This is a genomic window from Modestobacter sp. SYSU DS0657 (assembly GCF_054050925.1).
Genome location: NZ_JBJHAG010000008.1, coordinates 1 through 21,762, shown reverse-complemented (window position 1 = coordinate 21,762; position 21,762 = coordinate 1). Strand labels below are relative to the sequence as shown.

General features: G+C 76.3%; 18 protein-coding genes. 12 read left to right on the top strand and 6 right to left on the bottom strand.

Annotated features, from left to right (window positions below; translation table 11 throughout):
* Positions 1-4: 4 nt before the first annotated feature.
* The 3 genes from ACI79A_RS07180 to ACI79A_RS07170 form a co-directional block, all read right to left on the bottom strand.
* Positions 5-1,483, bottom strand: coding sequence for a circularly permuted type 2 ATP-grasp protein (locus tag ACI79A_RS07180; RefSeq protein ID WP_457081449.1), 1,479 nt, complete (start codon positions 1,481-1,483; stop codon positions 5-7).
* A 49-nt stretch (positions 1,484-1,532) separates the two neighbouring features.
* Positions 1,533-3,398, bottom strand: coding sequence for a S9 family peptidase (locus ACI79A_RS07175; RefSeq protein ID WP_457081447.1), 1,866 nt, complete (start codon positions 3,396-3,398; stop codon positions 1,533-1,535).
* 119 nt (positions 3,399-3,517) lie between these two features.
* Entirely contained in the window at positions 3,518-5,302 is a 1,785-nt protein-coding gene (locus ACI79A_RS07170; RefSeq protein WP_457081445.1) for an N-acetylglutaminylglutamine amidotransferase, read from the bottom strand.
* A 304-nt stretch (positions 5,303-5,606) separates the two neighbouring features.
* Here ACI79A_RS07170 and sepH point away from each other — a divergent pair, with 304 nt between their 5' ends.
* From sepH to ACI79A_RS07150, 4 genes are all read left to right on the top strand, one after another.
* Positions 5,607-6,584 carry a septation protein SepH gene (gene sepH / locus ACI79A_RS07165; protein ID WP_457081443.1) on the top strand — a complete coding sequence of 326 codons (978 nt, stop codon included), beginning with the start codon at positions 5,607-5,609 and terminating at the stop codon, positions 6,582-6,584.
* A 112-nt stretch (positions 6,585-6,696) separates the two neighbouring features.
* Complete coding sequence (locus ACI79A_RS07160; RefSeq protein ID WP_457081441.1) at positions 6,697-8,490, top strand: ABC transporter ATP-binding protein; 1,794 nt, start codon at positions 6,697-6,699, stop codon at positions 8,488-8,490.
* Entirely contained in the window at positions 8,487-10,355 is a 1,869-nt protein-coding gene (locus ACI79A_RS07155; protein WP_457081439.1) for an ABC transporter ATP-binding protein, read from the top strand. Before ACI79A_RS07160 ends, ACI79A_RS07155 begins: the two co-directional genes overlap by 4 nt.
* 138 nt (positions 10,356-10,493) lie before the next feature.
* The gene (locus ACI79A_RS07150; protein WP_457081436.1) at positions 10,494-10,967 is read left to right on the top strand and encodes a general stress protein; all 474 of its coding nucleotides are present in this window, start codon (positions 10,494-10,496) and stop codon (positions 10,965-10,967) included.
* A gap of 43 nt (positions 10,968-11,010) precedes the next feature.
* On the opposite strand, the gene ACI79A_RS07145 is transcribed toward ACI79A_RS07150, so the two are convergent.
* Together ACI79A_RS07145 and ACI79A_RS07140 are read right to left on the bottom strand one after the other, a co-directional pair.
* A complete protein-coding gene (locus ACI79A_RS07145) occupies positions 11,011-11,208 on the bottom strand; it encodes a hypothetical protein (protein ID WP_457081434.1) in 198 nt (65 codons plus the stop codon).
* A 52-nt stretch (positions 11,209-11,260) separates the two neighbouring features.
* The gene (locus ACI79A_RS07140) at positions 11,261-12,070 is read right to left on the bottom strand and encodes a TrmH family RNA methyltransferase (protein WP_457081432.1); all 810 of its coding nucleotides are present in this window, start codon (positions 12,068-12,070) and stop codon (positions 11,261-11,263) included.
* A 163-nt stretch (positions 12,071-12,233) separates the two neighbouring features.
* On the opposite strand from ACI79A_RS07140, the gene ACI79A_RS07135 reads away from it, so the two are divergent.
* The 8 genes from ACI79A_RS07135 to ACI79A_RS07100 all read left to right on the top strand — a co-directional run bounded on the left by ACI79A_RS07135 (position 12,234) and on the right by ACI79A_RS07100 (position 20,822).
* A complete protein-coding gene (locus ACI79A_RS07135) occupies positions 12,234-13,193 on the top strand; it encodes an NAD(P)/FAD-dependent oxidoreductase (RefSeq protein WP_457081430.1) in 960 nt (319 codons plus the stop codon).
* An 85-nt stretch (positions 13,194-13,278) separates the two neighbouring features.
* Entirely contained in the window at positions 13,279-14,550 is a 1,272-nt protein-coding gene (locus tag ACI79A_RS07130) for a diguanylate cyclase domain-containing protein (RefSeq protein WP_457081428.1), read from the top strand.
* Between the two features lie 75 nt (positions 14,551-14,625).
* The gene (locus tag ACI79A_RS07125; RefSeq protein WP_457081426.1) at positions 14,626-15,348 is read left to right on the top strand and encodes an ABC transporter ATP-binding protein; all 723 of its coding nucleotides are present in this window, start codon (positions 14,626-14,628) and stop codon (positions 15,346-15,348) included.
* On the top strand, positions 15,345-16,112 hold the full coding sequence (locus tag ACI79A_RS07120; protein ID WP_457081424.1) for an ABC transporter permease: 768 nt from the start codon (positions 15,345-15,347) through the stop codon (positions 16,110-16,112). Before ACI79A_RS07125 ends, ACI79A_RS07120 begins: the two co-directional genes overlap by 4 nt.
* Before the next feature lie 74 nt (positions 16,113-16,186).
* Positions 16,187-16,756, top strand: coding sequence for a TetR/AcrR family transcriptional regulator (locus ACI79A_RS07115; RefSeq protein WP_457081422.1), 570 nt, complete (start codon positions 16,187-16,189; stop codon positions 16,754-16,756).
* A gap of 12 nt (positions 16,757-16,768) precedes the next feature.
* Complete coding sequence (locus tag ACI79A_RS07110) at positions 16,769-17,452, top strand: ABC transporter ATP-binding protein (protein WP_457081420.1); 684 nt, start codon at positions 16,769-16,771, stop codon at positions 17,450-17,452.
* A complete protein-coding gene (locus ACI79A_RS07105; RefSeq protein WP_457081417.1) occupies positions 17,449-18,150 on the top strand; it encodes an ABC transporter ATP-binding protein in 702 nt (233 codons plus the stop codon). The genes ACI79A_RS07110 and ACI79A_RS07105 overlap by 4 nt, the downstream gene beginning before the upstream one ends.
* A complete protein-coding gene (locus tag ACI79A_RS07100; RefSeq protein ID WP_457081415.1) occupies positions 18,147-20,822 on the top strand; it encodes a hypothetical protein in 2,676 nt (891 codons plus the stop codon). Before ACI79A_RS07105 ends, ACI79A_RS07100 begins: the two co-directional genes overlap by 4 nt.
* A gap of 14 nt (positions 20,823-20,836) precedes the next feature.
* On the opposite strand, the gene ACI79A_RS07095 is transcribed toward ACI79A_RS07100, so the two are convergent.
* Positions 20,837-21,661 carry an acyl-CoA thioesterase gene (locus ACI79A_RS07095; protein ID WP_457081413.1) on the bottom strand — a complete coding sequence of 275 codons (825 nt, stop codon included), beginning with the start codon at positions 21,659-21,661 and terminating at the stop codon, positions 20,837-20,839.
* Between the last annotated feature and the right edge of the window lie 101 nt (positions 21,662-21,762).

Genomic DNA, 21,762 nt, shown 5'->3' with positions numbered 1-21,762 from the left:
CTCGTCACCTGAGCAGCCAGGTGTCCTTGCTGCCGGCGTCCTCGTCGGCGAGCAGGGCGTCCTCGTCGGCCGCGACGCGGGTGAGCGGGGCGGGCAGCACCCGCGTGCTGCTGCCGGCGACGGCGAACACCCGCAGGCCCGCGCGCCGCGGCCGGACCACCCCGTCGACGACGGTGGGCACCGTGGAGGGCTCGACGGGCTCGCGGACGACGAAGCGGTGCGGCGCGGCCACCACCTCGGCGTGCAGCTCGGCCAGCTCGGCGGCCGAGCACCGCGGCCCGTGCACGACGCCCTGCCCGGCGTAGCCGTCGACCGGGACGACGACCAGCTCGTGCAGCCGGTCGCGGACCTCGGCCAGGTGCGCGTCCTCGGCGAGCGACCAGCTGGGCACGCCGGGCAGCACCGGCTCCTCGGCCAGGTAGAAGCGGATGAGCTCGGGCACGTACCGGTGCAGCGCCGGGTCGTCGGCGACGCCGTTGCCCGGCACGTTGGCCAGGGTCAGCCGGCCCGCCCGCACCGCCTGCCCGGTCAACACGCCCAGCGGCGGCCCACCGACGGTGAGGCGGCCGGCGAGCTCGCTCTCGTCGACCCGCCGGTACAGGACGTCGACCGGCACCCGCTCCCCACGCACCTGGACGGCGACCCCGCCGGCCGGCGTCGCCCACAGGGTGTCCGGGGTGGCCAGCGGCACGCCCATCGCCTCGGCGAGCAGCCGGTGCTCGAACCAGCTGGTGCTGCCCGGCCCGTCGCTGAGCACCGCCAGCCGGGGGGTGCCGCTGCACGCAGGTGGGGCCGCCTCGGCCAGAGCCGCCCGCAGCACGGCCACGGCACCGGCCGGGTCGGCCAGCCCGCGCGCCTCGGCGTCGGCGTAGAGGCCGGGCAGCGCGGCCCGGCCGCTGTCCCGGTTGGCCAGGGCGTAGCCGATGCCGACCGGCATCCGCAGCTCGTCGGCGAGCACCACCCAGCCGTGGGGCCCCTGCACGAGGTCGCACGCCACCACGGTGGCCCGGGCCCGGGTCGGGGTGCCCAGCTCCACGGCGTCGGGGCGGTGGCCGGGGCTCGCGCTGACCAGCCGGGCGGGCACCACCCCGGCGCGCACCACCTCCGGGCCGCCGTCCGGGTCGCTGCGGCGCCGGCCGGCGGGGCGGTAGACGTCGGCGAGGTAGGCGTTCAGGGCGCGGGCGCGCTGCTCGACCCCGCGCGCCAGGTGCGCCCAGTCGGCGGCCGGGAGCAGCCGCGGCACGGGGCACAGCGGCAGTGGGCGTTCGGTGAACCGTCCGTCGAACCAGCTGCCGAGCACGACGCCGCGCATCTCGCGTTCCCGGCCGACCGCGAGGGCAGTGGCGGCGATCCCCTCGCCACCGAGCTCGTCCAGCACGCGCGCCACGGGGGACCAGTCCGCGCGCACCCGGCCGGAGGCGTCGACCGCCTCGTCGGTGGTGGAGCCGGGGTAGCGGGCGAAGACGCCGGCCGTCTCGCTCATCGCCGGTCGTCTCCTGCGGGGTGGGCCGGGGGGCTGACCGGCGGCTGGCTCACAGCCAGCGATCGAACCACTCCGTGACCCGCTCCGACAGGTGCAGCACGTTCTCCCGCCCCACGATCGTGTGGCCCTCCCCCCGGAAGAGGAGCAGCTCCGCGGGGGCGTCACGCGCCGCCAGCGCCTGGTGCGCCTGCACCGACTCCAGCACCGGCACGTTGGTGTCCCGGTCGCCGTGGGTGAGCAGCACCGGGGCGCGGAGCCGGTCGAGCATCGTCATCGGGGAGATCGCGGCGAGCATGTCCCGGTCGGTGACCGGGTCGCCGTACTCGGTGACCGACGCCGCCGCCATCCACGGCTCGGTACCGGCGAAGAAGGTGCGCAGGTCGCTCATCCCGGCCAGCGTCACGCCGGTGGCGAAGAGCTCCGGCCAGCGGGTCAGCGCCACCAGGGTCAGGAAGCCGCCGTAGGACCACCCGTAGGCGCCGAGGTGGCCGGGGAGGGCGATGCCGCTGGCGACCAGGTGGTCGACGGTGGCGGGGACGTCGGCGAAGGACGCCTCCCGGGCGTACAGGTCGTCGGCGGCCATGAAGGCGTGCCCGCGACCACCGGAGCCGCGCACGTTCGGCGCGAAGACGGTGAGCCCAGCCGCGACCAGCGACTGGGCGAGCGGGGAGTACGCGGGCCGCTCCTGCCCCTCCGGGCCGCCGTGGAAGCTGACCACGGTGCGGTTGGGGCCCTGCGCACCCGGCGGGGTGTACAGCCAGCCGTCGAGCTCGGTGCCGTCGTACGACCGGTACTCGCAGCGCACCGGGGTGACCAGCAGCCGCGGGTCGGGCCGGCGGGGCGTGGAGGGCAGCGGCGCCGGCTCCTCCCCGTCACCGTCCAGGGCGACCCGGTACAGCGCGCGGGGCGCCGTCGGGCCGGTCAGCTCGGCCAGCAGCGTGCGCCCGTCGGCCGCCAGCGACCAGCCGGGCATGACCGGCTGCGGCAGCGGCACCGACCGCACCAGCCCGCCGTCGGCGACCCGGCGGATCTCCAGCTGCGTGACGCCGTCGCAGTTCCACACGCAGATCACCGTCCCGTCGAGGCGGACCGCGTAGGCGTCCAGGTCGGCGTCGGGCCGGGAGACGAGCACCTCCGCCTCGCCGGGGACGCGGTCGTCCCCGTGCAGCGGGACCCGCAGCAGCGCGGTCCGGTCGCTGCGGGGCACCCCCGGCCGGGGCGGCAGCGCGGCGCGCAGGAAGACCGCCGCGCCGTCGAGGGCGAACCGCCCGTCCTCGCTGGCCGCGCCGCCCGGCGCCCCCAGCGGGATGACCCGCCGCTGCACGCCGGTGGCGACGTCGACGGTGACCACGTGCCGGTGCCCGCGCGGACCGCGCCGGGCCAGCACGGTCCGCTCGTCGGCGGCGACGGCGGTGACCGCGAGGAAGCCGCCGCGGGCCAGCGTGCGGTGCGCCCCGCTGACGACGTCGACCAGCACCACGTCGGCGTCCGGGCCGTCGCCCGGGGCGATCGAGCAGACGTAGTGGCCCGGCTGCAGCGTCCAGCCGCCGGCGAACACCGTGGCGCGCGGGTCCTCACCGGCGACCAGGTGCCGGTCGGTGCCGTCCGGGCGCACCGCCCACAGCTCGGCGCAGATCGAGCCGCCGGGGCTGACCAGGTAGGCCAGCCACTCGCCGTCCGGCGACCAGGCCACCGAGACGACCTCCTCGCCGGCGCCCGACAGCACCGCCGGCGGGGTGTGCTGGTCGAGCGCGGCCACCTCCAGCCGCGGCAGCCCGGAGCGGTCGCTGACGTAGGCGATCCGGTCACCCGTCGGCGCGAGCGCGGGGGTCCAGGCGCCGGAGGCGCCGGCGATCTCGGCGATCGCCAGCCGCACGGCGGTGGAGAGGCCGGTCCGGCGCAGCACGTCGGTCATGGCATCTCCTCGTCGGCGTCGTTCGGGGGCCCGGTGCCGGTCAGCGGGCCCCGGCAGAGTGGAGCAGACGCCGGCGGCGCACCCTTCCGCACCACGCCGCGAGGTCCGTCACACGCCGGTCAGCGGATCCCGTGCCGCTGCAGCCAGAGCTCAAGCAGCCCCACCTGCCACAGCTGGTTGGCGCCCAGCGTGGTGCGGTGGGCGTTCGGGTCGGCCAGCAGCCGGTCGACGTGCTCGGGGCGGAACAGACCCCGCTCCCGCGCCTCCGGCGCGTGCAGCGCCGCGCGCACCGTCTCCAGGTAGTCACCGTGCAGGTCGATGATCGCCGGCACCGGGAAGTAGCCCTTGGGCCGGTCGATGACGTCGGCCGGGATCACCTTCCGGGCGGCGTCCTTGAGCACGCCCTTGCCGCCGTGGGCGAGCTTCAGCTCGGGCGGGACGGCGGCCGCGAGCTCGGCGAACTCGTGGTCCAGGAACGGCACCCGGGCCTCCAGGCCCCAGGCCATGGTCATGTTGTCCACGCGCTTCACCGGGTCGTCGACGAGCATGACCGTGGAGTCCAGGCGCAGCGCCTTGTCCAGGGTCGTCTCCGCACCCGGCCGGGCGAAGTGCTCGGCGACCAGCTGCCGGCTGACGTCGTCCGCGGTCAGCCACTGCGGGGAGAGCGCCTGGGCCAGCCGGCTGTGCGGCTGGTCGACGAAGTGCCGGGTGTAGGCGTCGACGGCCTGGTCGGCCGGAACGCCGGCCAGCGGCGGGTACCAGTCGTAGCCGGCCATCACCTCGTCGGCGCCCTGGCCGCTCTGCACGACCTTCACGTGCTGGCTCACCTGCTGCGAGAGCAGGTAGAAGGCGACGGCGTCGTGGCTGACCTGCGGCTCGCTCATCGCCGCGATCGCCCCGTCGAGCCCGGCGTGCACGTCGGCGCTGGGGATCATCAGCCGGTGGTGGTCGGTCTCGAAGGTCTTCGCGACGACGTCGGAGTAGACGAACTCGTCACCCGAGCGCTCGCCCACCGCCTCGAAGCCGATGGAGAAGGTGGCCAGCCCCTTCTGCCCCTCCTCGGCGAGCAGTCCGACGACCAGGCTGGAGTCGATGCCGCCGGACAGCAGCACCCCGACCGGGACGTCGGCGACCATCCGCCGGCGGACGGCGACCCGCAGCGACTCGAGCACCCGCTCCTGCCACTCGGCCGGGTGCAGACCGGCGAGCTCCGGACGCCGCTGGTGCACCGGGCGCCAGTACTCCCAGTCGGTCTCGGTGCCGTCGGGCTCGTAGGTGCGCACGGTCGCCGGCGGCAGCTTCCCGACCCCGGCCAGGATCGTGCGCGGCGCGGGGACGACGGCGTGGAAGGACATGTAGTGGTGCAGCGCCACCGGGTCGATGGTGGTGTCGACCCCACCGGCGCGGACCAGCGCGGGCAGCGAGGAGGCGAACCGCAGCCGGCCCGGCCCGCGGCTGAGGTAGAGCGGCTTGATGCCGAAGCGGTCGCGGCCCATGACCACGCGCCCGGTGTCCCGCTCGACGACGACGAAGGCGAACATGCCGAGGAAGCGCTCGACGCAGTTGCGGCCCCAGCGGTGGTAGGCCTTGAGCACCACCTCGGTGTCGGAGGTGGAGAAGAACCGGTAGCCGGCAGCCTGCAGCTCGGCGCGCAGCTCCTTGTAGTTGTAGATGATCCCGTTGAAGACCAAGGTCAGCCCGAGCTCGGCGTCCACCATCGGCTGCGACCCGGCGTCGGTCAGGTCGATGATCTTCAGCCGCCGGTGGCCCAGGGCGACCGGGCCGGCCTGCCAGCCGCCGGAGCCGTCCGGCCCCCGCCGCTGCAGCTGGTCGCACATCGCGGCCACCGCCGCCATGTCGGCCACGCCGCCGTCGAACCGGACCTCACCGGAGATGCCGCACACGTGCTCCCCTTCCGCTCGTCGCGGAGGCGCCGCGCCGCGCCGTCCGTCTGACCACCATCCCCCGCGGGTGTTTCCAGCACATGACCCGGGCGGGGCTCGGCGAACGCCGAAGCTCCCATTCTGGTCGAGCCGTGCGCAGCCTGCGACCGCACCGTCGCCCAGGGTCGGGGGTACGGCCGGCTCCGTTGTCGAGCCGACGCGCCGGACCGGGCGTGTCCGTGGCGCGCGTCGCCCGGGCGGCCGATAGCGTTGCCCCGGTCCGCTCCCCCGGGCTCGCACCGGATCCTGCTGGAGGTCGCCCCTCATGCGCGCCCTGCGCCTCGTGGCTCTCTCCGACGACGGCAAGCACCTGGTGCTCGCCGCCGACGCGGTGCCCGCCGCCGACGGGTCGGCCCCGTCCGAGGACGGCGAGCAGTTCCAGCTGCCCGTCGACGACCGCCTGCGGGAAGCGCTGGCCGAGCGCTCCCGGCCCCCCGGGCAGACCTCCGGAGACCAGCTCCCGCCGCGGGTCATCCAGGCCCGCATCCGGGCCGGGGAGTCCCCGGAGGAGGTCGCGCACGCCTCCGGCACGCGGGTCGAGCGGATCATGCGGTTCGCGTACCCGGTGCTCCAGGAGCGGGCGCGGGTCGCCGAGCAGGCCCGGGAGGCGCGCGTCCGGCTGTCCGACGGCACGCCCGGCATCCCGCTCGAGGAGTTCATGTCCGAGCGGCTGCGGCTGCTGGGCACCGACGTCGACGCGATCCGCTGGGACGCCCACCGCACCGAGGACGGCGCCTGGCAGGTGCGCGCCGACTGGGACGCGGGCGAGAAGTCCGGCAGCACCCGCTGGCGCTACGAGATCCCCGCCAAGTCGGTGACGCCGGTCGACGCCGCCACCACGGACTTCGCCGAGGGCACCCGGCTGGTCCGGGTGGTCCCGGACGTCCCCGCCGGGTCGCCGGCCGCGCCGGCCGGCCGCCGCGGCATCTCCGTGGTGCGTCCCGGCGGAGCCGAGGAGCCGGCTCCCGACGAGGGCCCGGCCGACGTCGACGAGGCCGGCGTCGACGAGGCCGGCATCGACGAGGCCGACCCCGATGCGGCGCCGGCCCAGGCCGGGCCGGCTGCCGCGGACCCCGCGCCCAGCGCCGCCCAGGTCGACCCCGACACCCAGGACACCGTGGTCCTCGGCCGCCTCGCCGAGCCGGGCGGCGACCACGAGTTCGAGTTCGAGGACGAGGACGACCCCCGGGCCCGGATCCCCGCCTGGGAGGACATCGTCTTCGGGGTCCGCCGGCGCCGCTGAAGAAGTCGGAGGATCCCGTCCTCCGCACCCCTCGCACGCTCGCGGTGGGGTCCTGCAGGGAGGCCGTAAACCAGTCGGAACCGTCCGTCTCCGGGGATAGCCTGCGCTGGCCATGACCGAGACCGCCGCCCCTCCCGAACCCGACCGGGGGCGGCTCACCGCGCTGGCCCGGTTGTGGCCCTTCGCGCGCCCCTACCGCCGCCTGATCGCGCTGACCTTCGTGGCGGCGCTGCTGGCCAGCCTCACCCAGCTGGTGGTCCCGCTGGTCGTCCGCGGCATCGTCGAGGGCCCCATCGCCGACGGCGACCGCGGGGCGCTGGTGCCGCTGCTGGCGCTGGCGCTGCTGTTCGGGCTGGCCGAGGCCGCGCTGTTCTTCCTCCGCCGCTGGGCGATGAACGTCAGCAGCCTGCAGATCGAGCGCGACCTGCGCGACACGCTGTACCGGCGGCTGCAGCGGCTCCCGGTCGCCTTCCACGAGGGCTGGTCCTCCGGCCAGCTGCTCTCCCGCGCCACCTCCGACGTCGCCACCATCCGGCGGTTCGTCGGGTTCGGCGCGGTCTTCCTGCTGGTCAACCTGATCACCTGCGTCGTCGTCGGCGGCGTCCTGGTGGCCATCCACTGGCCGCTGGGCCTGGCCGTGCTGGCCACCAGCGCGCCGCTGGTCGTGCTCGGGATGCGCTGGGAGAAGCGCTACAACACCCAGTCGCGCCTGGTGCAGGACGAGCAGGGCGAGCTGGCCACCGACGTCGAGGAGGCGGTGCAGGGCATCCGGGTGGTCCGGTCGCTGGGGCGCAGCGGGCTGGTCTTCGGGCGCTACGACCGCAAGGCGGTCCGGCTGCGCGACCTGCAGCTGGGCAAGGTGCGCACGCTCGCCCTGATCTGGTGCCTGTTCGAGTTCCACCCCCAGGTGACGCTCGCGCTGATCCTGGTCGGCGGCGCCCTGGCGGTGAGCAGCGGTGCGATGACCGCCGGCGCGCTGATCGGCTTCGTCGCCCTGTTCACGGTGCTGCTGTGGCCGATCCTCTCCCTCGGCTTCCTGCTGGCCCAGGCCCAGGAGACGGCCAGCGCCTGCGACCGCATCGGCGAGCTGCTCGACGCACCGCTCACGGTCACCGACCGCCCCGGGGTGCGCCCGCAGCCGGTGGGCACGCCGGCCCGGCTGCGCTTCGAGCACGTCTCCTTCCGCTTCCCCGGCAGCGACGACCCCGTGCTGCGCGACGTCGACCTCGACGTCGCCCCCGGGGAGACGGTCGCGCTGGTGGGCGCCACCGGGTCGGGCAAGACGACGGCGACCGCGCTCGTCGCCCGGCTCCACGACGTCACCGGCGGGCGGGTGACCCTCGACGGCCACGACGTCCGTGACCTGCCGCTGGACCAGCTGCGCAGCGTGGTGGCGACCGCGTTCGAGGAGGCCACGCTCTTCTCGATGAGCGTGCGGGAGAACGTCACGCTCGGCCGGCCCGGCGCCGGGGACGCCGAGGTCGAGGAGGCGCTGCGGGTCGCGCAGGCCGGGTTCGTGCACGACCTGCCGTGGGGGCTGGACACCCGGATCGGCGAGCAGGGCCTGTCGCTGTCCGGCGGGCAGCGACAGCGGCTGGCGCTGGCCCGCGCGGTGCTCGGCCGGCCGTCGGTGCTGGTGCTCGACGACCCGCTGTCCGCGCTCGACGTGCACACCGAGGCGCTGGTCGAGCGGGCGCTGCGCGAGGTGCTCGCCGAGACGACGGCGCTGGTGGTCGCCCACCGGGCCTCCACCGTGCTGCTGGCCGACCGGGTGGCGCTGCTCGAGGACGGGCGGATCACCGCGGTGGGGCCGCACAGCGAGCTGCTGGCGACGGCGCCGGCCTACCGCGAGCTGCTCTCCTCGGCGCCGGAGCTGGCCGGGGCCGGCGAGGGAGGTGCCCGGTGACCACCCCCGGCACCGGCGCGGCCGCCGCGACCTCCCCCGGTGGCGCGCCGGCCGACGCGCACGCCGACTGGCGCGGGGTCGCCGCGGAGGACGCCGGCGAGCTGAGCACCACGGCCAGCACCTTCCTGCGCGGTCGCTCCCGCCGGCTGCTGGGTGAGCTGCTGCGGCCGCACCGCCGGGCGCTGTGGGCGCTGCTGGCGGTGATCGTGGCGCAGAACCTGGCCTGGCTGGCCGGTCCGCTGCTCATCGGCATCGGCATCGACGTCGCGGTGCCGGCGCTGCAGGGCGGGGATCCCTGGCCGCTGGTCTGGACGACGGCCGCGATGGTCGGCGCGGCCTGCGCCGACGCCGGGCTGCGCTACCTGTTCCTCACCGGCTCCGGCCGGGTCGGCCAGGCGGTGCTGCTCGCCCTGCGCCGTCGGGTGTTCACCCACGTCCAGCAGCTGCCGCTGTCGTTCCACGAGCGCTACACCTCGGGTAAGACGATCAGCCGGCTGACCAGCGACGTGGAGGCGCTGGCGGAGCTGCTCGACGAGGGCCTGGACGGGCTGCTCACCGCGCTGTTCAGCATCCTGGGCATCGGCGTCGTCCTGCTGGTGCTCGACCTGCCCCTCGGGTCGGTCGCGCTGCTCGGCTTCCCGGCGCTGCTCCTCATCGGCCGCTGGTTCCAGCGCAACTCGACCATCGCCTACCGCCGCACCCGGGAGACGGTCGCGGCGCTGATCGTGCAGTTCACCGAGACCTTCGGGGGCATCCGCGCGGTCCAGGCGTTCCGCCGCGAGCCGCGCAACGACGAGCTGCACACCGAGCTGAACGAGGCCAACCGGCGGGCCCACCACCACGCCTTCTGGCTGATCGCGGTCTTCGTGCCGGCGGTCACCACCGTGGCCAACCTGGTCACGGTGGGCGTGCTCGGGTTCGGTGCGCTGCGGGTGATGGACGGCGACCTGCGGGTCGGCGTGCTGCTGTCCTTCCTGCTCCTCCTGCGCCGGTTCTTCGACCCACTGCAGGACATCGCGATGTTCTACAACAGCTACCAGTCGGCCAGCGCCGCGCTGGAGAAGCTCTCCGGGGTGCTGGAGGAGCGCTCCACGGTGCCCGAGCCGGCCGACCCCACCCCGCTGCCGCACCCCGCCGGCGAGCTGGTGTTCGACGGGGTCCGCTTCGGCTACGGCGCGGCCACCGTGCTCCCGGAGCTGGACCTGACCATCCCGGCCGGGCAGACGGTGGCCCTGGTCGGCGCCACCGGCGCGGGGAAGTCGACGCTGGCCCGGCTGGCCGCCCGGTTCTACGACCCGCTGGCCGGGCAGGTGCGGCTGGACGGTGTGCCGCTGGACCGGCTCTCCGACGCCGACCTGCGCCGCGCGGTGGTCATGGTGACCCAGGAGAGCTTCCTCTTCTCCGGCTCGATCGCCGACAACATCGCGTTCGGCCGCCCCGACGCCACCCGCGCCGAGATCGAGGAGGCCGCCCGGGCCATCGGCGCCGACTCCTTCATCCGGTCGCTACCGGAGGGGTACGACACCGACGTGCGCAAACGCGGCGGGCGGCTGTCGGCCGGGCAGCGCCAGCTGGTCAGCTTCGCCCGTGCCTTCCTCGCCGACCCGGCGGTGCTGGTGCTCGACGAGGCCACCAGCTCCCTCGACGTGCCCAGCGAGCGGCTGGTGCAGCGCGCCCTGCAGACGCTGCTGGCCGACCGGACCGCGCTGATCATCGCCCACCGCCTGTCCACCGTGGAGATCGCCGACCGGGTGCTGGTGATGGACGCCGGCCGGGTGGTCGAGGACGGCGCCCCGGCCGAGCTGGTCGCCGGCACCGGCCGGTTCGCCGGCCTGCACCGCGCCTGGGCCGACAGCCTGGTGTAGCAGCTGCACCAGGCGCGGAACGCGGGTTCCCCGATGATCGTTCGGGTAGGGAACGGGTCGTCGTCCGCGGTGGACGCACGGGTGGCCGGATCCCTCCGGTCGCCGCCGCCACCGGACCGACCCCGAACGGAGGAAGACGTGTCAGCTTCGGTCTCGATGCCGCTCGGCGGCGTGCAGGTGGCGTCCTACGACGACTACCAGCAGGCCCAGCGCGCGGTGGACCACCTCTCCGACCAGAAGTTCCCCGTGGAGAACGTGACGATCATCGGCAGCGACCTGCGGCTGGTCGAGAAGGTCACCGGCCGGCTCACCTGGGGCCGGGCGATCGGCGCCGGTGCGGCCAGCGGCGCCTGGTTCGGTCTGTTCGTCGGCCTGCTGCTGGGCATCTTCGCGCCCGACGGCAGCAGCTGGATCGGCTCGGTGCTCACCGGCCTGCTGATCGGTCTGGTGTTCGGCGCGGTGTTCGCCGCGGTGGGCTACGCGGCCACCGGCGGCCGGCGCGACTTCACCAGCACCAGCCAGACGGTCGCCAACCGCTACGACGTGATGTGCAACCCGCAGTTCGCCGAGCAGGCCCGCGCGGAGCTCGCGCGGCTGTCGCTGCGCGGCTGAGCCCGATCCGGGACGGCGGCCGGGAGGCCGCCGTCCCCGGCGGTCAGAACCCCCCGCTGCGGTGGCCCTGCGCGTCGGCGCCGCGGTAGGCATCGACGTTCCCCCGCACCGCGCTGCGGCTCACGCCGGCGCCGATGTCGCCGCGCACCTGGGCGCCCCGCGCCCGGGTGCGCCGGTCCATCCACCATGCACCGCCCAGCAGCACGACCAGCACCACCGTGGCGACCACCCAGAACGTCATGGCGGAACGGTAGTGCTGCGCAACTCCGGGCACCAGGGCCGCGGCCGGCCGATCAGCGGAGCGCGGCGAAGGCGATCGCCGCCGCTGCGGCCACCCCGAGGGAGTCCACCCCGGTGCGCATCGGGATGCGGGCCCGCACCTGCGCCGCCGCCTGGGCCTCCGCGGTGAGGCCGGGCCCCTCCGCGCCGAGCAGCACCGCGGTGCGCGGGTGCGCGACCGGGTCGACCTCGGCCAGGTCCACCGCATCCGGCGCGGGCGTGAGGGCGACGGTCCGGTAGCCGGCCGCGTGCAGCTGCTCGAGGCCGGCCGGCCAGTCCGGCAGCACCGCGAACGGCAGCGACAGCACGTGCCCCATCGAGACCCGCACCGCGCGTCGGTACAGGGGGTCGGCGCAGCGCGGGTCGAGCAGCAGCCCGTCGACGCCCAGCGCCACCGCCGAGCGGGCGATCGAGCCGAGGTTCTCGTGGTCGTTGAGCGCCTCGAGGACCGCCAGCCGCCGGGGCGCGGCCGGGTCGGGGCCGGTGAGCAGCTCGGCCAGCGGCGTCGGTGGGCGGCGGTCAGCGGCGGCCAGCACGCCGCGGGTCAGCCGGAAGCCGATGACGTCGGAGAGCACCCACTTGTCCGCCTCGTACGCCGCGACGTCGTCCGGGAGGCCCAGCGCGGCGACCCGGCCGGGCACCCCGAAGACCGCGCGCACCCGGTACGGCGAGGCGAGCAGCCGCTCCACGGCCGGGACGCCCTCCACGATGACCGGCCCGGTGCCCCGCTCCGTGCCGGGTCGGCGGTCGCCGGAGACGAGGTCGCGGAAGTCGGCGACCCGCTCGTCGGCCGGGTCGGTGATCAGCACGGGTTCGGCGGGCACGGCGCCGATCATCCCCGTCGCCGTCCGCCCGGGATCAGGTGACCTGATCGTGCGTGCTCCTGGCTCACGCTGGGAGGTGAGCCAGGAGCAGGCACGGTGAGCTGAGCTGATCCCGGAGCGGCCACGGGGGGCGGGACGGCGGCGCGCACCGCAGGATCGCCTCGTGGACTCCCTGAGCACCGTGGTCGTCGGCGCGGGCATCTCCGGCATCGCCTGCGCCCGGGCCCTCGCAGCGGCCGGCCGGCCGGTGCAGGTGCTCGACCGGGGGCGCCGGCCGGGCGGGCGGATGGGCGGCCGCACCCTGCACGGGCGACCCGTCGACCTGGGCGCCTCCTACCTCACCGCGGGCGACGACTCCCCGCTCCGCCCCGTCGTCGACGACTGGGTGCGCCGCGGGCTGGCCCATCCGTGGACCGACACCTTCGCCGTCGCCGGCCCGGACGGGATCGAGCGGACCACGACCGGGCCGGTGCGCTACGGCACCCCCGGCGGCCTGCGCAGCCTCGTCGTCGACCTGGCCGAGGGGCTGGACGTGGTCCCCGAGCGCGCGGTGACGGCGGTGTCCGGCGGCGACGCTCCCACGGTGGACGGCGACCCGGTGGCCGCGGTGGTGCTGGCGGTGCCCGACCCGCAGGCGGCCCGGCTGCTGCCCGACGGCGACCCGGTGCGTGCCCGGCTGGACGCCGACGGCTGGCGCCCGGCGGTCGCCGTCGCCCTCGGCTGGCCCGACCGGCGCTGGCCGGCGGACCTGCACGGGGTCTTCGTGCACGACCACCCGGACCTGGAGTGGGTCGCCGACGACGGCGCCCGGCGGGGCGACGGGGCCGCGGTGCTGGTGGCGCACACGACGGCGGAGCTCGCCGCCCGGCACCTCGACGACCCGGCGGGCGTGATCCCCGCGGTGGTCGCCGCCGTCCGGCAGGTGCTCGGTGTCGCCGGCGACCCGGACTGGGTGCACACCCACCGCTGGGCGATGGCCCGGCCGGGGTCGCCGCGGGAGGAGCCGTTCCTGCTCGCCGAGGGGCTCGGGGTGTGCGGCGACGGCTGGTCCGCACCGCCGAAGGTGGAGAGCGCCTTCCGCTCCGGCACCGAGCTGGGCCGGGCGCTGGCCGCGCCCCGCTGACCGAGCGCCCGCGAGGCCCACTCTCCCGGGGGAGGTCGGCCCGGCGGGCCTGCGGCAGCGCGCCGGTCGGGCCGATGCTCCCCCGGTGTCGAGCCGCACCCCACCCGCAGCCGGGGGAAGCCCCGCCCGGTGGGGCGTCTTCCCGCGGCTCGCCGTGGGCATGGCACTGCTCGGCCTCGCCGTCGGCGCGGTGTTCCCGCTGTTCGCCGAGCTCCTGGGCGTGCCGGCCCGGTACGCCGGCGCCCCCTCGTTCCGCACTGCCTGCCTGGCTGCCGGGCTGGTGCTCGGCGGCGCCAACTGGCTGCTGGTGCGGGCGGTGCTCGGCCGCCGGCTGCGGGTGCTCGCCGACCGGCTGACCGCCGTGGCCCGGACCGTCGGTGACCCGGTGGCCGGCGGCGGTGACACCACGAGACTGAGCCTGCCGGTCGAGTCGGCCGACGACCTGGGGACGACGGTCACGGCGTTCAACGCCCTGCTGACCGCCCTGGAGCGCGAGCGCCGCTTCCGGTCGGTGGTGCACGCGACCAGTGACGTGATGGCCCTGCTCGACCCGGCCGGGGAGGTCGCGTTCGTCTCCGACTCGGTCACCGACGTGCTCGGCTGGGCGCGGGAGGACGTCGTCGGCCGCAACGTGCGGCAGCTGCTGCACGCCGAGGACGGCGACCTGTTCACCCCCGAGGGGCACCTGGTCATCCGCGACCAGGACCGGTCGCAGGTGTTCGTGGTGCAGGCCCGGCACCGGAACGGTGGCTGGCGGCACCTGGAGGTCAGCTCCTCCGACCGCCGGGACGACCCGGTGATCGATGGTGTGCTGCTGACCGCCCGTGACGTCACCGAGCGCCTGGAGCTGCAGCGTCGGCTGTCGTTCCAGGCCACCCACGACGACCTCACCGGCCTGCCGAACCGGGCGGCGGTGCTCGACCGGGCCGACGCGCTGCTGAACGACCCCCGCGGCCGCGGCCGGCTGGCGGTGGTCTTCCTGGACCTCGACGGGTTCAAGGAGGTCAACGACACCCTCGGCCACGGGCATGGCGACCAGCTGCTGGCCCAGGTGGGGCCCCGGCTGCGGCCGCTGGTGCGCGACGGCGACCTGGTGGGCCGGCTCGGCGGCGACGAGTTCGCCGTCCTGATGCCCGGGGCGACCCCCGCGGAGGCGGTCTCGGCCGCCACCCGGCTGCGGGCGGCGCTGCAGCTGCCGTTCCCGGTGGAGGGACACGAGCTGGACGTGGACGCGAGCCTCGGGGTCGCCGTCTCCGGGCCGGGCGCCGCCGACACCGAGACGCTGTTCCGGCAGGCCGACATCGCGATGTACCGGGCCAAGGCCGGCCGCACGGGGGTCTCCCTCTTCGGGGCTTGACTACCGGACAGCAACTCACCTAGCGTTGAGTTCATCAGCCGTTGAGTTCCCGTCGTCGAACTCCGGGAGGCCGGGATGGACGCCGCCGTGACCGTGACCGATCTCGTCGTGCACCGGGGTGGACGCCGGGTGCTGCACGGCCTGGGCTTCGCCGCCCCACCCGGGCAGGTCACCGGCCTGCTGGGGCCCAGCGGCGGCGGGAAGACCACGCTGATGCGCGCCGTCGTCGGCGTGCAGCGGATCACCTCCGGGCGAGTCACCGTGCTCGGTGACCCCGCCGGTTCCCGGGCGCTGCGCAGCCGGATCGGTTACGTCACCCAGGCCCCGAGCGTCTACCCGGACCTGACCGTGCGGGAGAACGTCCGCCACTTCGCGGCCCTCGCCGGCCGGAGCTCAGCCGACGCCGACGCCGCGCTGGCCGACGTCGGCCTGCGCGGTGCCGCCGGGCAGCTGGTCGGTGACCTCTCCGGCGGGCAGCGCGGCCGCGTCTCGCTGGCGTGCGCCCTGGTGGCCCGCCCGGCCCTGCTGGTGCTCGACGAGCCCACCGTCGGGCTGGACCCGGTGCTCCGGGTCGAGCTGTGGGAGCTGTTCGCCACCCTCGCCGACGGCGGGACGACGCTGCTGGTCTCCAGCCACGTGATGGACGAGGCGGGCCGCTGCGACCGGTTGCTGCTGCTGCGCGACGGCCGGCTGCTCAGCGACTCCACCCCCGCCCAGCTGCGCGCCGACGCCGGCACCGACGACCTGGAGCAGGCGTTCCTCACCCTGATCCGGCAGACCGAGCAGGTGCCGGCGTGACCGCCCCGCTGCACCCGCCGCTGGCCGGGGCCACCGCCGTCCGGGTGCTGCGGCAGCTGCGTCACGACCACCGCACCGTGGGGATGCTGCTGGTGCTGCCCAGCGCGCTGCTGGGCCTGCTGTACCTGGTCTACGCCGACGTGCCCGCCGTCCCCGGGCAGCCGGACACCTTCGACCGGGTGGGGCTGACCATGCTCGGCGTGCTGCCGTTCGTGGTGATGTTCCTGGTCACCAGCATCGCCATGCTGCGGGAGCGGACCACGGGCACGCTCGAGCGGCTGCTCACCACCCCGCTCTCCCGCGGCGACCTGCTGCTCGGCTACGGGGCCGCGTTCGGGCTTGCCGCGGCGGCGCAGGCGGTCGTCACGGTGACCGTCGCGACCACCCTGTACGACCTGGACGTCGCCGGCCCGGCCGCCCTGGTCGTGCTCATCGCCGTCGTCGACGCGGTGCTCGGCGTGGCGCTGGGGCTGCTGGCCAGCGCCTTCGCCCGCAGCGAGTTCCAGGCGGTGCAGTTCATGCCGGTGGTGGTGCTGCCGCAGTTCTTCCTGTGCGGCCTGCTCGTGCCGCGCGAGGAGCTGACCGGCTGGCTGCAGGCGGTCAGCGACGCCCTGCCCCTCACCTACGCCGTCGACGCGCTGCGGGAGGTCGGCAGCTCCCCCACCCCGACGGGCACGATGTGGACCGACGTCGCCGTCGTGGCCGGCGCCGCGCTGCTGGCCCTGGCGCTGGCGGCGACCACCCTGCGGAGGAGGACCAGCTGAGCGACCCCGCGCCCCGGCCGGCACGCCGGCGCCCCTCCGGGCGCCGGCCCGGCAACCCCGGCACCCGGGAGGCGGTGCTCGCCGCTGCCCGCGACGCCTTCGCCGAGCGGGGGTTCGACGGCACCTCGATCCGGCTGATCGCCACCGCCGCCGGCGTCGACCCGGCGCTGGTGCACCACTACTTCGGCAGCAAGGACAAGCTGTTCCTCGCCGCCGTCGAGGCGCCGGCCGACCCGGCCGAGCTGCTGCCCGAGGTGCTGGCGGGCGGCACGGCCGAGCTCGGGGCCAACGTCGTCCGGATGCTGCTGCGGGTGTGGGACGGCCCGGCCCGCGCCGGTGGGCTGGCCCTGGTCCGCTCCGCGGTGAGCAACGAGTGGACCGCCCGGCTGCTGCGCGAGTTCCTCACCGCCCAGGTGCTCCGCCGGGTGCTCGGCACGCTGGACCTGCCGCCCGCCGAGGCGGAGACCCGGGGCGCGCTGGCCGCCTCGCAGCTGGTCGGTGTGGTGATGACCCGCTACGTGCTGCGGCTCGAACCGCTGGCCTCCGCACCGGCCGAGGAGCTGGTCGCCGCGATCGGGCCCACCGTCCAGCGTTACCTCACCGGGCCGGTCGAGCTGCCGGGGAACGGGCCGGGCACGCCCTAGGCTCCCGCCCTGATGAGCGACTCGGACGCGGCGGCGACCTGCCGGGGAGTGGTCAAGACCTACCGGACGGCGACCGAGTCGGTCACCGCGCTGGACGGCGTCACCCTGGCGGTACCCCCTGCCCGGATGACGGTGGTGGTCGGGCCCTCCGGGTCGGGCAAGTCCTCGCTGCTGCGGCTGCTGGCCTGCATCGACTCCCCGGACGACGGCGAGGTGCTCGTCGCCGGGCAGCGGGTCGACCGGCTCCGCCCCCGTGCCCGGCGACGGCTCCGGCAACGCCAGGTCGCGTACCTCTTCCAGCGGCCCGCAGACAACCTGCTGCCCTACCTCGACGCCCTCGCCCAGGTGCGGCTGGCCGCCCAGCTGCGCGGCGCGCGGGTGACCGACGACGAGGCGCGGGCGCTGCTGGACCGGCTCGGGCTGGCCGGACGGGCCGGCCACCGCCCGGAGCAGCTCTCCGGCGGTGAGCAGCAACGGCTGGCGGTCGCGTGCGGGGTGGTCGGGGGCCCGGCGCTGGTGGTCGCCGACGAGCCCACCGCCGAGCTGGACACCGCCGCGGCCGAGCGGGTGCTCGCCGCGATGACCGAGCTGGCCGCCGACGGGGTGGGGTTCGTCGTCTCCTCGCACGATCCGCGGGTGATGGCGATCGCCGACGGGTTCATCCGGCTCGACCACGGCCGGCTGGTCGCACGGTGAGCGGCGCCGAGGTGCGCGCCGGCGGGTTCACCGGCACCGGGCTGGTCAAGCGCTACCGGCGGGGCACGGAGACGGTCGCGGCGCTCGCCGGGGTCGACCTGGCGGTGGCCGCCGGGGAGTTCGTCGCCCTGGTCGGGCCCTCGGGGTCGGGCAAGTCGACGCTGCTGGCGCTGCTGTGCGGCTGGGAGACCGCGGACGCCGGGCAGCTGGCCTACGCCGGGGAGCTGTCCGGCCGCCGTCCGGACGCGCTGGGCTGGCCGGAGCTGGCGCTGGTGCCTCAGGCCCTCGGCCTGGTCGCCGACCTCAGCCTGGCCGACAACGTGCTGCTGCCGGCCCGGCTGCGCGGCACGCTCGCCGACGAGCAGCCGCGGGCCGCCGACCTGCTGGCCGGCTTCGGGCTGGACCACCTGGCCGACCGCTACCCGCACCAGGCCTCCCTGGGTGAGCAGCAGCGGGCCGCCGTCGCCCGTGCGCTGCTGCTGCGCCCGGCGGTGCTGCTGGCCGACGAACCCACCGCGCACCAGGACCGCGGCCACGCCGACCGGCTGCTGGACGCCGTCCGGGGCGCCGCCGACGCCGGCGCCGCGGTGCTGGTCGCCACGCACGACGAGATCGCCTGGTCCCGCGCGGACCGGGTGCTGTCGATGCGCGACGGCAGGATCACCCAGGGCCCCGTCACCGAGGAGGGCCACTCGTGAGCCGGCCGCCGCTGTGGCGGCTGGCGCCGTGGACCCGGGCGCCGCTGCTGGGCCTGCGCTCCCCCGCCGCCGTGGTCGCCGTGCTGGTGACCACCGCGATCCTGGCCTGCGCGGTCGCCTCCGCCCCGCTGTTCCTCTCCTCCGCCCGCTCCGCCGCCCTGCAGGAGCAGCTGGCGCAGCGGTGCGCCGAGGCCGGCTGGGTCCAGGCCGGGGTCGCGACCAGGCAGTTCGACCAGAACGGCGTCCCCACCGGCGGAACGGCGTCCACCGCGGTCGACGACGCACTCGCGGCCGCCTGGGCCGCGCAGGGCCGGACCAGCCGCCCGGTGCTGGCGACCGCGGAGATGGTCGGGCCGGACCGAGGCCCCGGCGCCGCCTCGGTCACCGACGCCGCGGGCCGGGACGTCGCGATCCCGGTCAGCCTCTTCCACCGACCGGACGCGCTGCAGCACGTCGAGGTGGTGGCGGAGCAGCCGGGCGCCGGGCTGTGGCTGCCGGCGGGGTACGCCGACGGCGCGGGCATCGCGCTGGGCGACCGGATCGCCGTCGCCGGCACCCCCGTGACAGTGACCGGGCTCTACACGGATCTTTTCGCGGTCGACCCGGGCCCCTACTGGTGCGACTACCGGCTGCTCTACGCCAACGACACCAGCTCCAACGTCCCCCCACCGGCCTTCGCGCTGGCCACCGACCCGGCGACCTTCCACGAGGTGGCGGCCGGGTTCACCGGCGTCCAGCAGCTGGCCCAGGTGCCGGTCGAGGCCGGCGAGCTGTCGATCTCCGACGCCCGGGCGCTGCTGGCGGCGCAGGACCGCGCCCAGGCCGACACCTGGGAGCTGCTCGGCGTCCCCGCCGCCGCTGCCGCCGAGATGGGCCTCACCTGGGTCAACCCACGGCTGGTCGACGCGGTGGAACGGGCGGAGCTGGTCGAGCGCGGTCTGCGCGGCCCGGTGGTGCCGGTGGCGGTGGCCGGGGGGCTGCTGGCGCTGGTCCTGGTCGCCGCGGCGGGCAGCTTCTGGGCCGACCGTCGGACCACCGAGGTGCGGCTGCTGGCCGCCCGCGGCGTCGGCCCGGTGCCGCTGGCCGGCAAGGCAGCGCTCGAGCTCGGCCTGCCGGCACTGGCCGGGGCGGCGCTGGGCTGGGCGGCGTCCCGGCTGCTGATCGCCGGCATCGGCCCCGCCGACGACCTGGACCCCTCGGCCACCACCGCCGCCCTCGCGGCCGGGGCGGCGGCCTTCGTCGTCGGCCTGGGCGCGGCGGCCGCCGTCGCCGGGCTCCGTGCGCGGGGCACCGCCGAGCGCCCGCTGGGCGCGGCACCCCGCTGGCCGGCGACGGTGCCGTGGGAGCTGGCGCTGCTGGTCGCCGCCGCGTGGTGCTGGCTGCTGCTGGAGGGCCGGGACGCCGTGGTCACCGATGCCGGCGTCGCCCAGGTGAACGGGTTGCTGGTCGCCTTCCCGCTGCTGGCGATCGCCGGTGCCGCGGCGCTGCTGGCCCGGCTGGTCACCGCACTGCTGCCCCGGCTGCGCCGCTGGGCCGGCCGCCGCTCCCCCGCGGTGTTCCTCGCGGTCAACCGGCTCACCGCCGCCCGGCTGGCCACCGGCACGCTGCTGGCCGCGGTGACCCTGCCGGTCGCGGTGCTGGGCTACACCGCGACGCTGACCGCCAGCTCGCAGGCCACCCTGGACGCGAAGGTCGGGGTGCAGGTCGGAGCCGGGCGCGCGCTCACGTCGGTGTCCCGGCTCGACGCCGTCCCCGGGGTCGAGCGGATCGGCACGTTCGTCGTCCGGTACGACGGCGACGTCGTCGGTGCCGAGGGTGCCCGCACCGACGTCCAGGTGCTCGCCGTCGACCCCGAGACCTTCGCCGGGACGGCGTTCTGGGACGACTCCTTCGCCGACGACCCACTTCCCGAGCTGATGGCCGCGCTGCAGGGCCCGGAGGTCGACGGCCGGGTGCCGGTCGTGGCCCAGGGGGTGCCGCTGGGCGATCCGCAGCTGCGGCTGGGCACCGCGCCACTGGCCGCCGAGGTGGTCGCGCAGGCCCGGGTGCTCCCCGGCCGGCGCACCGTCGACCCGGTGGTCCTGGTCGCCGCCGACCGGGTGCCGACCATCGAGCGCAGCGCCGGCTCCGCGCGGCAGTCGGAGATCTGGACCAACGGGCGGCTCGCCCCCGCCGTCGACGCCCTGGTCGACGCAGGCGGCCTGCCGGGGCGGGAGATCACCCCGGCGGCCGTGCTGGACACCGCCAACTTCCTCGGCATCACCTGGACCTTCGGCTACCTGTCGGCGCTGGCCGTCTTCGTGGGGGTCATCGCCGTCGGCGGGCTGCTGCTGTACCTGGAGGCCCGGTCACGCACCCGGGTCGCCGGGTACGTGATGGCCCGGCGGCTGGGGCTGACCCGGAGGGCGCACCTGCGCTCGCTGCTGGTGGAGCTGATCGGGGTGGCGGCGGTCGGCGTGCTGCTCGGCGGGCTGCTGGCCGCCGGTGCCGTCGCCCTGGTGTACCGCCGGCTGGACGTCGACCTCCTCCGCCCACCGACGCCGCTGCTGGACGTGCCGTGGCCGGCGCTGGGGCTCAGCGCGGGGGTCGTCGTCGTGGTGGCCGGGCTGGCGGCGCTGTACGCCCAGCGCGCCGCCGACCGCGCCGACCCGGCGACCGTCCTCCGCCAGTAGGAGGACCCCGCCGGCTACCGGGGGGCGCGGGCGAGCTGGCGGCTCTGCGCGACCAGCCGGCCGGTGGAGTCCCAGATCCGGTAGTCCTCGTCCAGCCAGCCATCGGCGACCTCCCCGGCGCGGGCCTCCACCAGGCACCAGCCCGGCGCCGGCAGCGCACGCACGAGCACCTGCAGCTGCACCGTCGGCGCCCAGCCGAATCGGCCCAGCGCCCAGCTCGTGGGCGGCAGCGCGTCGGCGAAGGCGACCAGCGACAGCGGGTCGGGTTCCCGGTCGTCGGTGAACCGCAGCCACGCCCGCAGCACGGGCTCCTCCCCCGGCTGCCCCAGCGCCCAGCCGGCGCACGCCGGGTCCAGCCGGACGTCGATCCGCCGCACCAGCCCCGGCACCTGGATCTCCGGCGGTGCCAGGTGCGCGTGCTCGGCGATGGACAGGCACTCCTCGACCGGGGCGACCACCGGCCGGGGCATCACCACCTGCGGCGGCTCGTCGCCCAGGGTCGCCGTCGTCGCCTGCACGGTGATCGCCGGGCCGGCGTCGTCGGCGAGCACCACCTGGCTGTGCGCCACGGTGCGGCCGGCCGGGCCGGGGACGACGGTCAGCGACGCCCGGCCGGCCGCGGGGGCGCGCAGGTAGCTGGCCGAGAGCGCCACCGGGTGCGGGTGCGGCGACTCGAGCACCGCGGCGCGGGCGGCGACCGAGAGCAGGTAGCCGCCGTTGAGGATCCCGCCGCCGACGTCCCAGCCGGGGTCGAGCTCGGCGGTCAGGCCGCCCCCCTCGGTGCGGGTGAGCGCGGTGGCGGTGTCGAACGCGGTGGCGGGCTGGTCGGTCTGCGTCACGCCGGACAGCGTGCCAGGAGCGCGGGGGTGGGCGGCGACCCGCCGTCCTGGCTCACCGTGCGTGCTCCTGGCTCACCTTCCACCGTGAGCCAGGAGCACGC

Coding starts and splice junctions, on each gene's coding strand:
- sepH (WP_457081443.1), top strand. CDS start 5,607: ATGCGCGCCCTGCGCCTCGTGGCTCTCTCCGACGACGGCAAGCACCTG.
- ACI79A_RS07180 (WP_457081449.1), bottom strand. CDS start 1,483: ATGAGCGAGACGGCCGGCGTCTTCGCCCGCTACCCCGGCTCCACCACC.
- ACI79A_RS07175 (WP_457081447.1), bottom strand. CDS start 3,398: ATGACCGACGTGCTGCGCCGGACCGGCCTCTCCACCGCCGTGCGGCTG.
- ACI79A_RS07110 (WP_457081420.1), top strand. CDS start 16,769: ATGAGCGACTCGGACGCGGCGGCGACCTGCCGGGGAGTGGTCAAGACC.
- ACI79A_RS07125 (WP_457081426.1), top strand. CDS start 14,626: ATGGACGCCGCCGTGACCGTGACCGATCTCGTCGTGCACCGGGGTGGA.
- ACI79A_RS07160 (WP_457081441.1), top strand. CDS start 6,697: ATGACCGAGACCGCCGCCCCTCCCGAACCCGACCGGGGGCGGCTCACC.
- ACI79A_RS07145 (WP_457081434.1), bottom strand. CDS start 11,208: ATGACGTTCTGGGTGGTCGCCACGGTGGTGCTGGTCGTGCTGCTGGGC.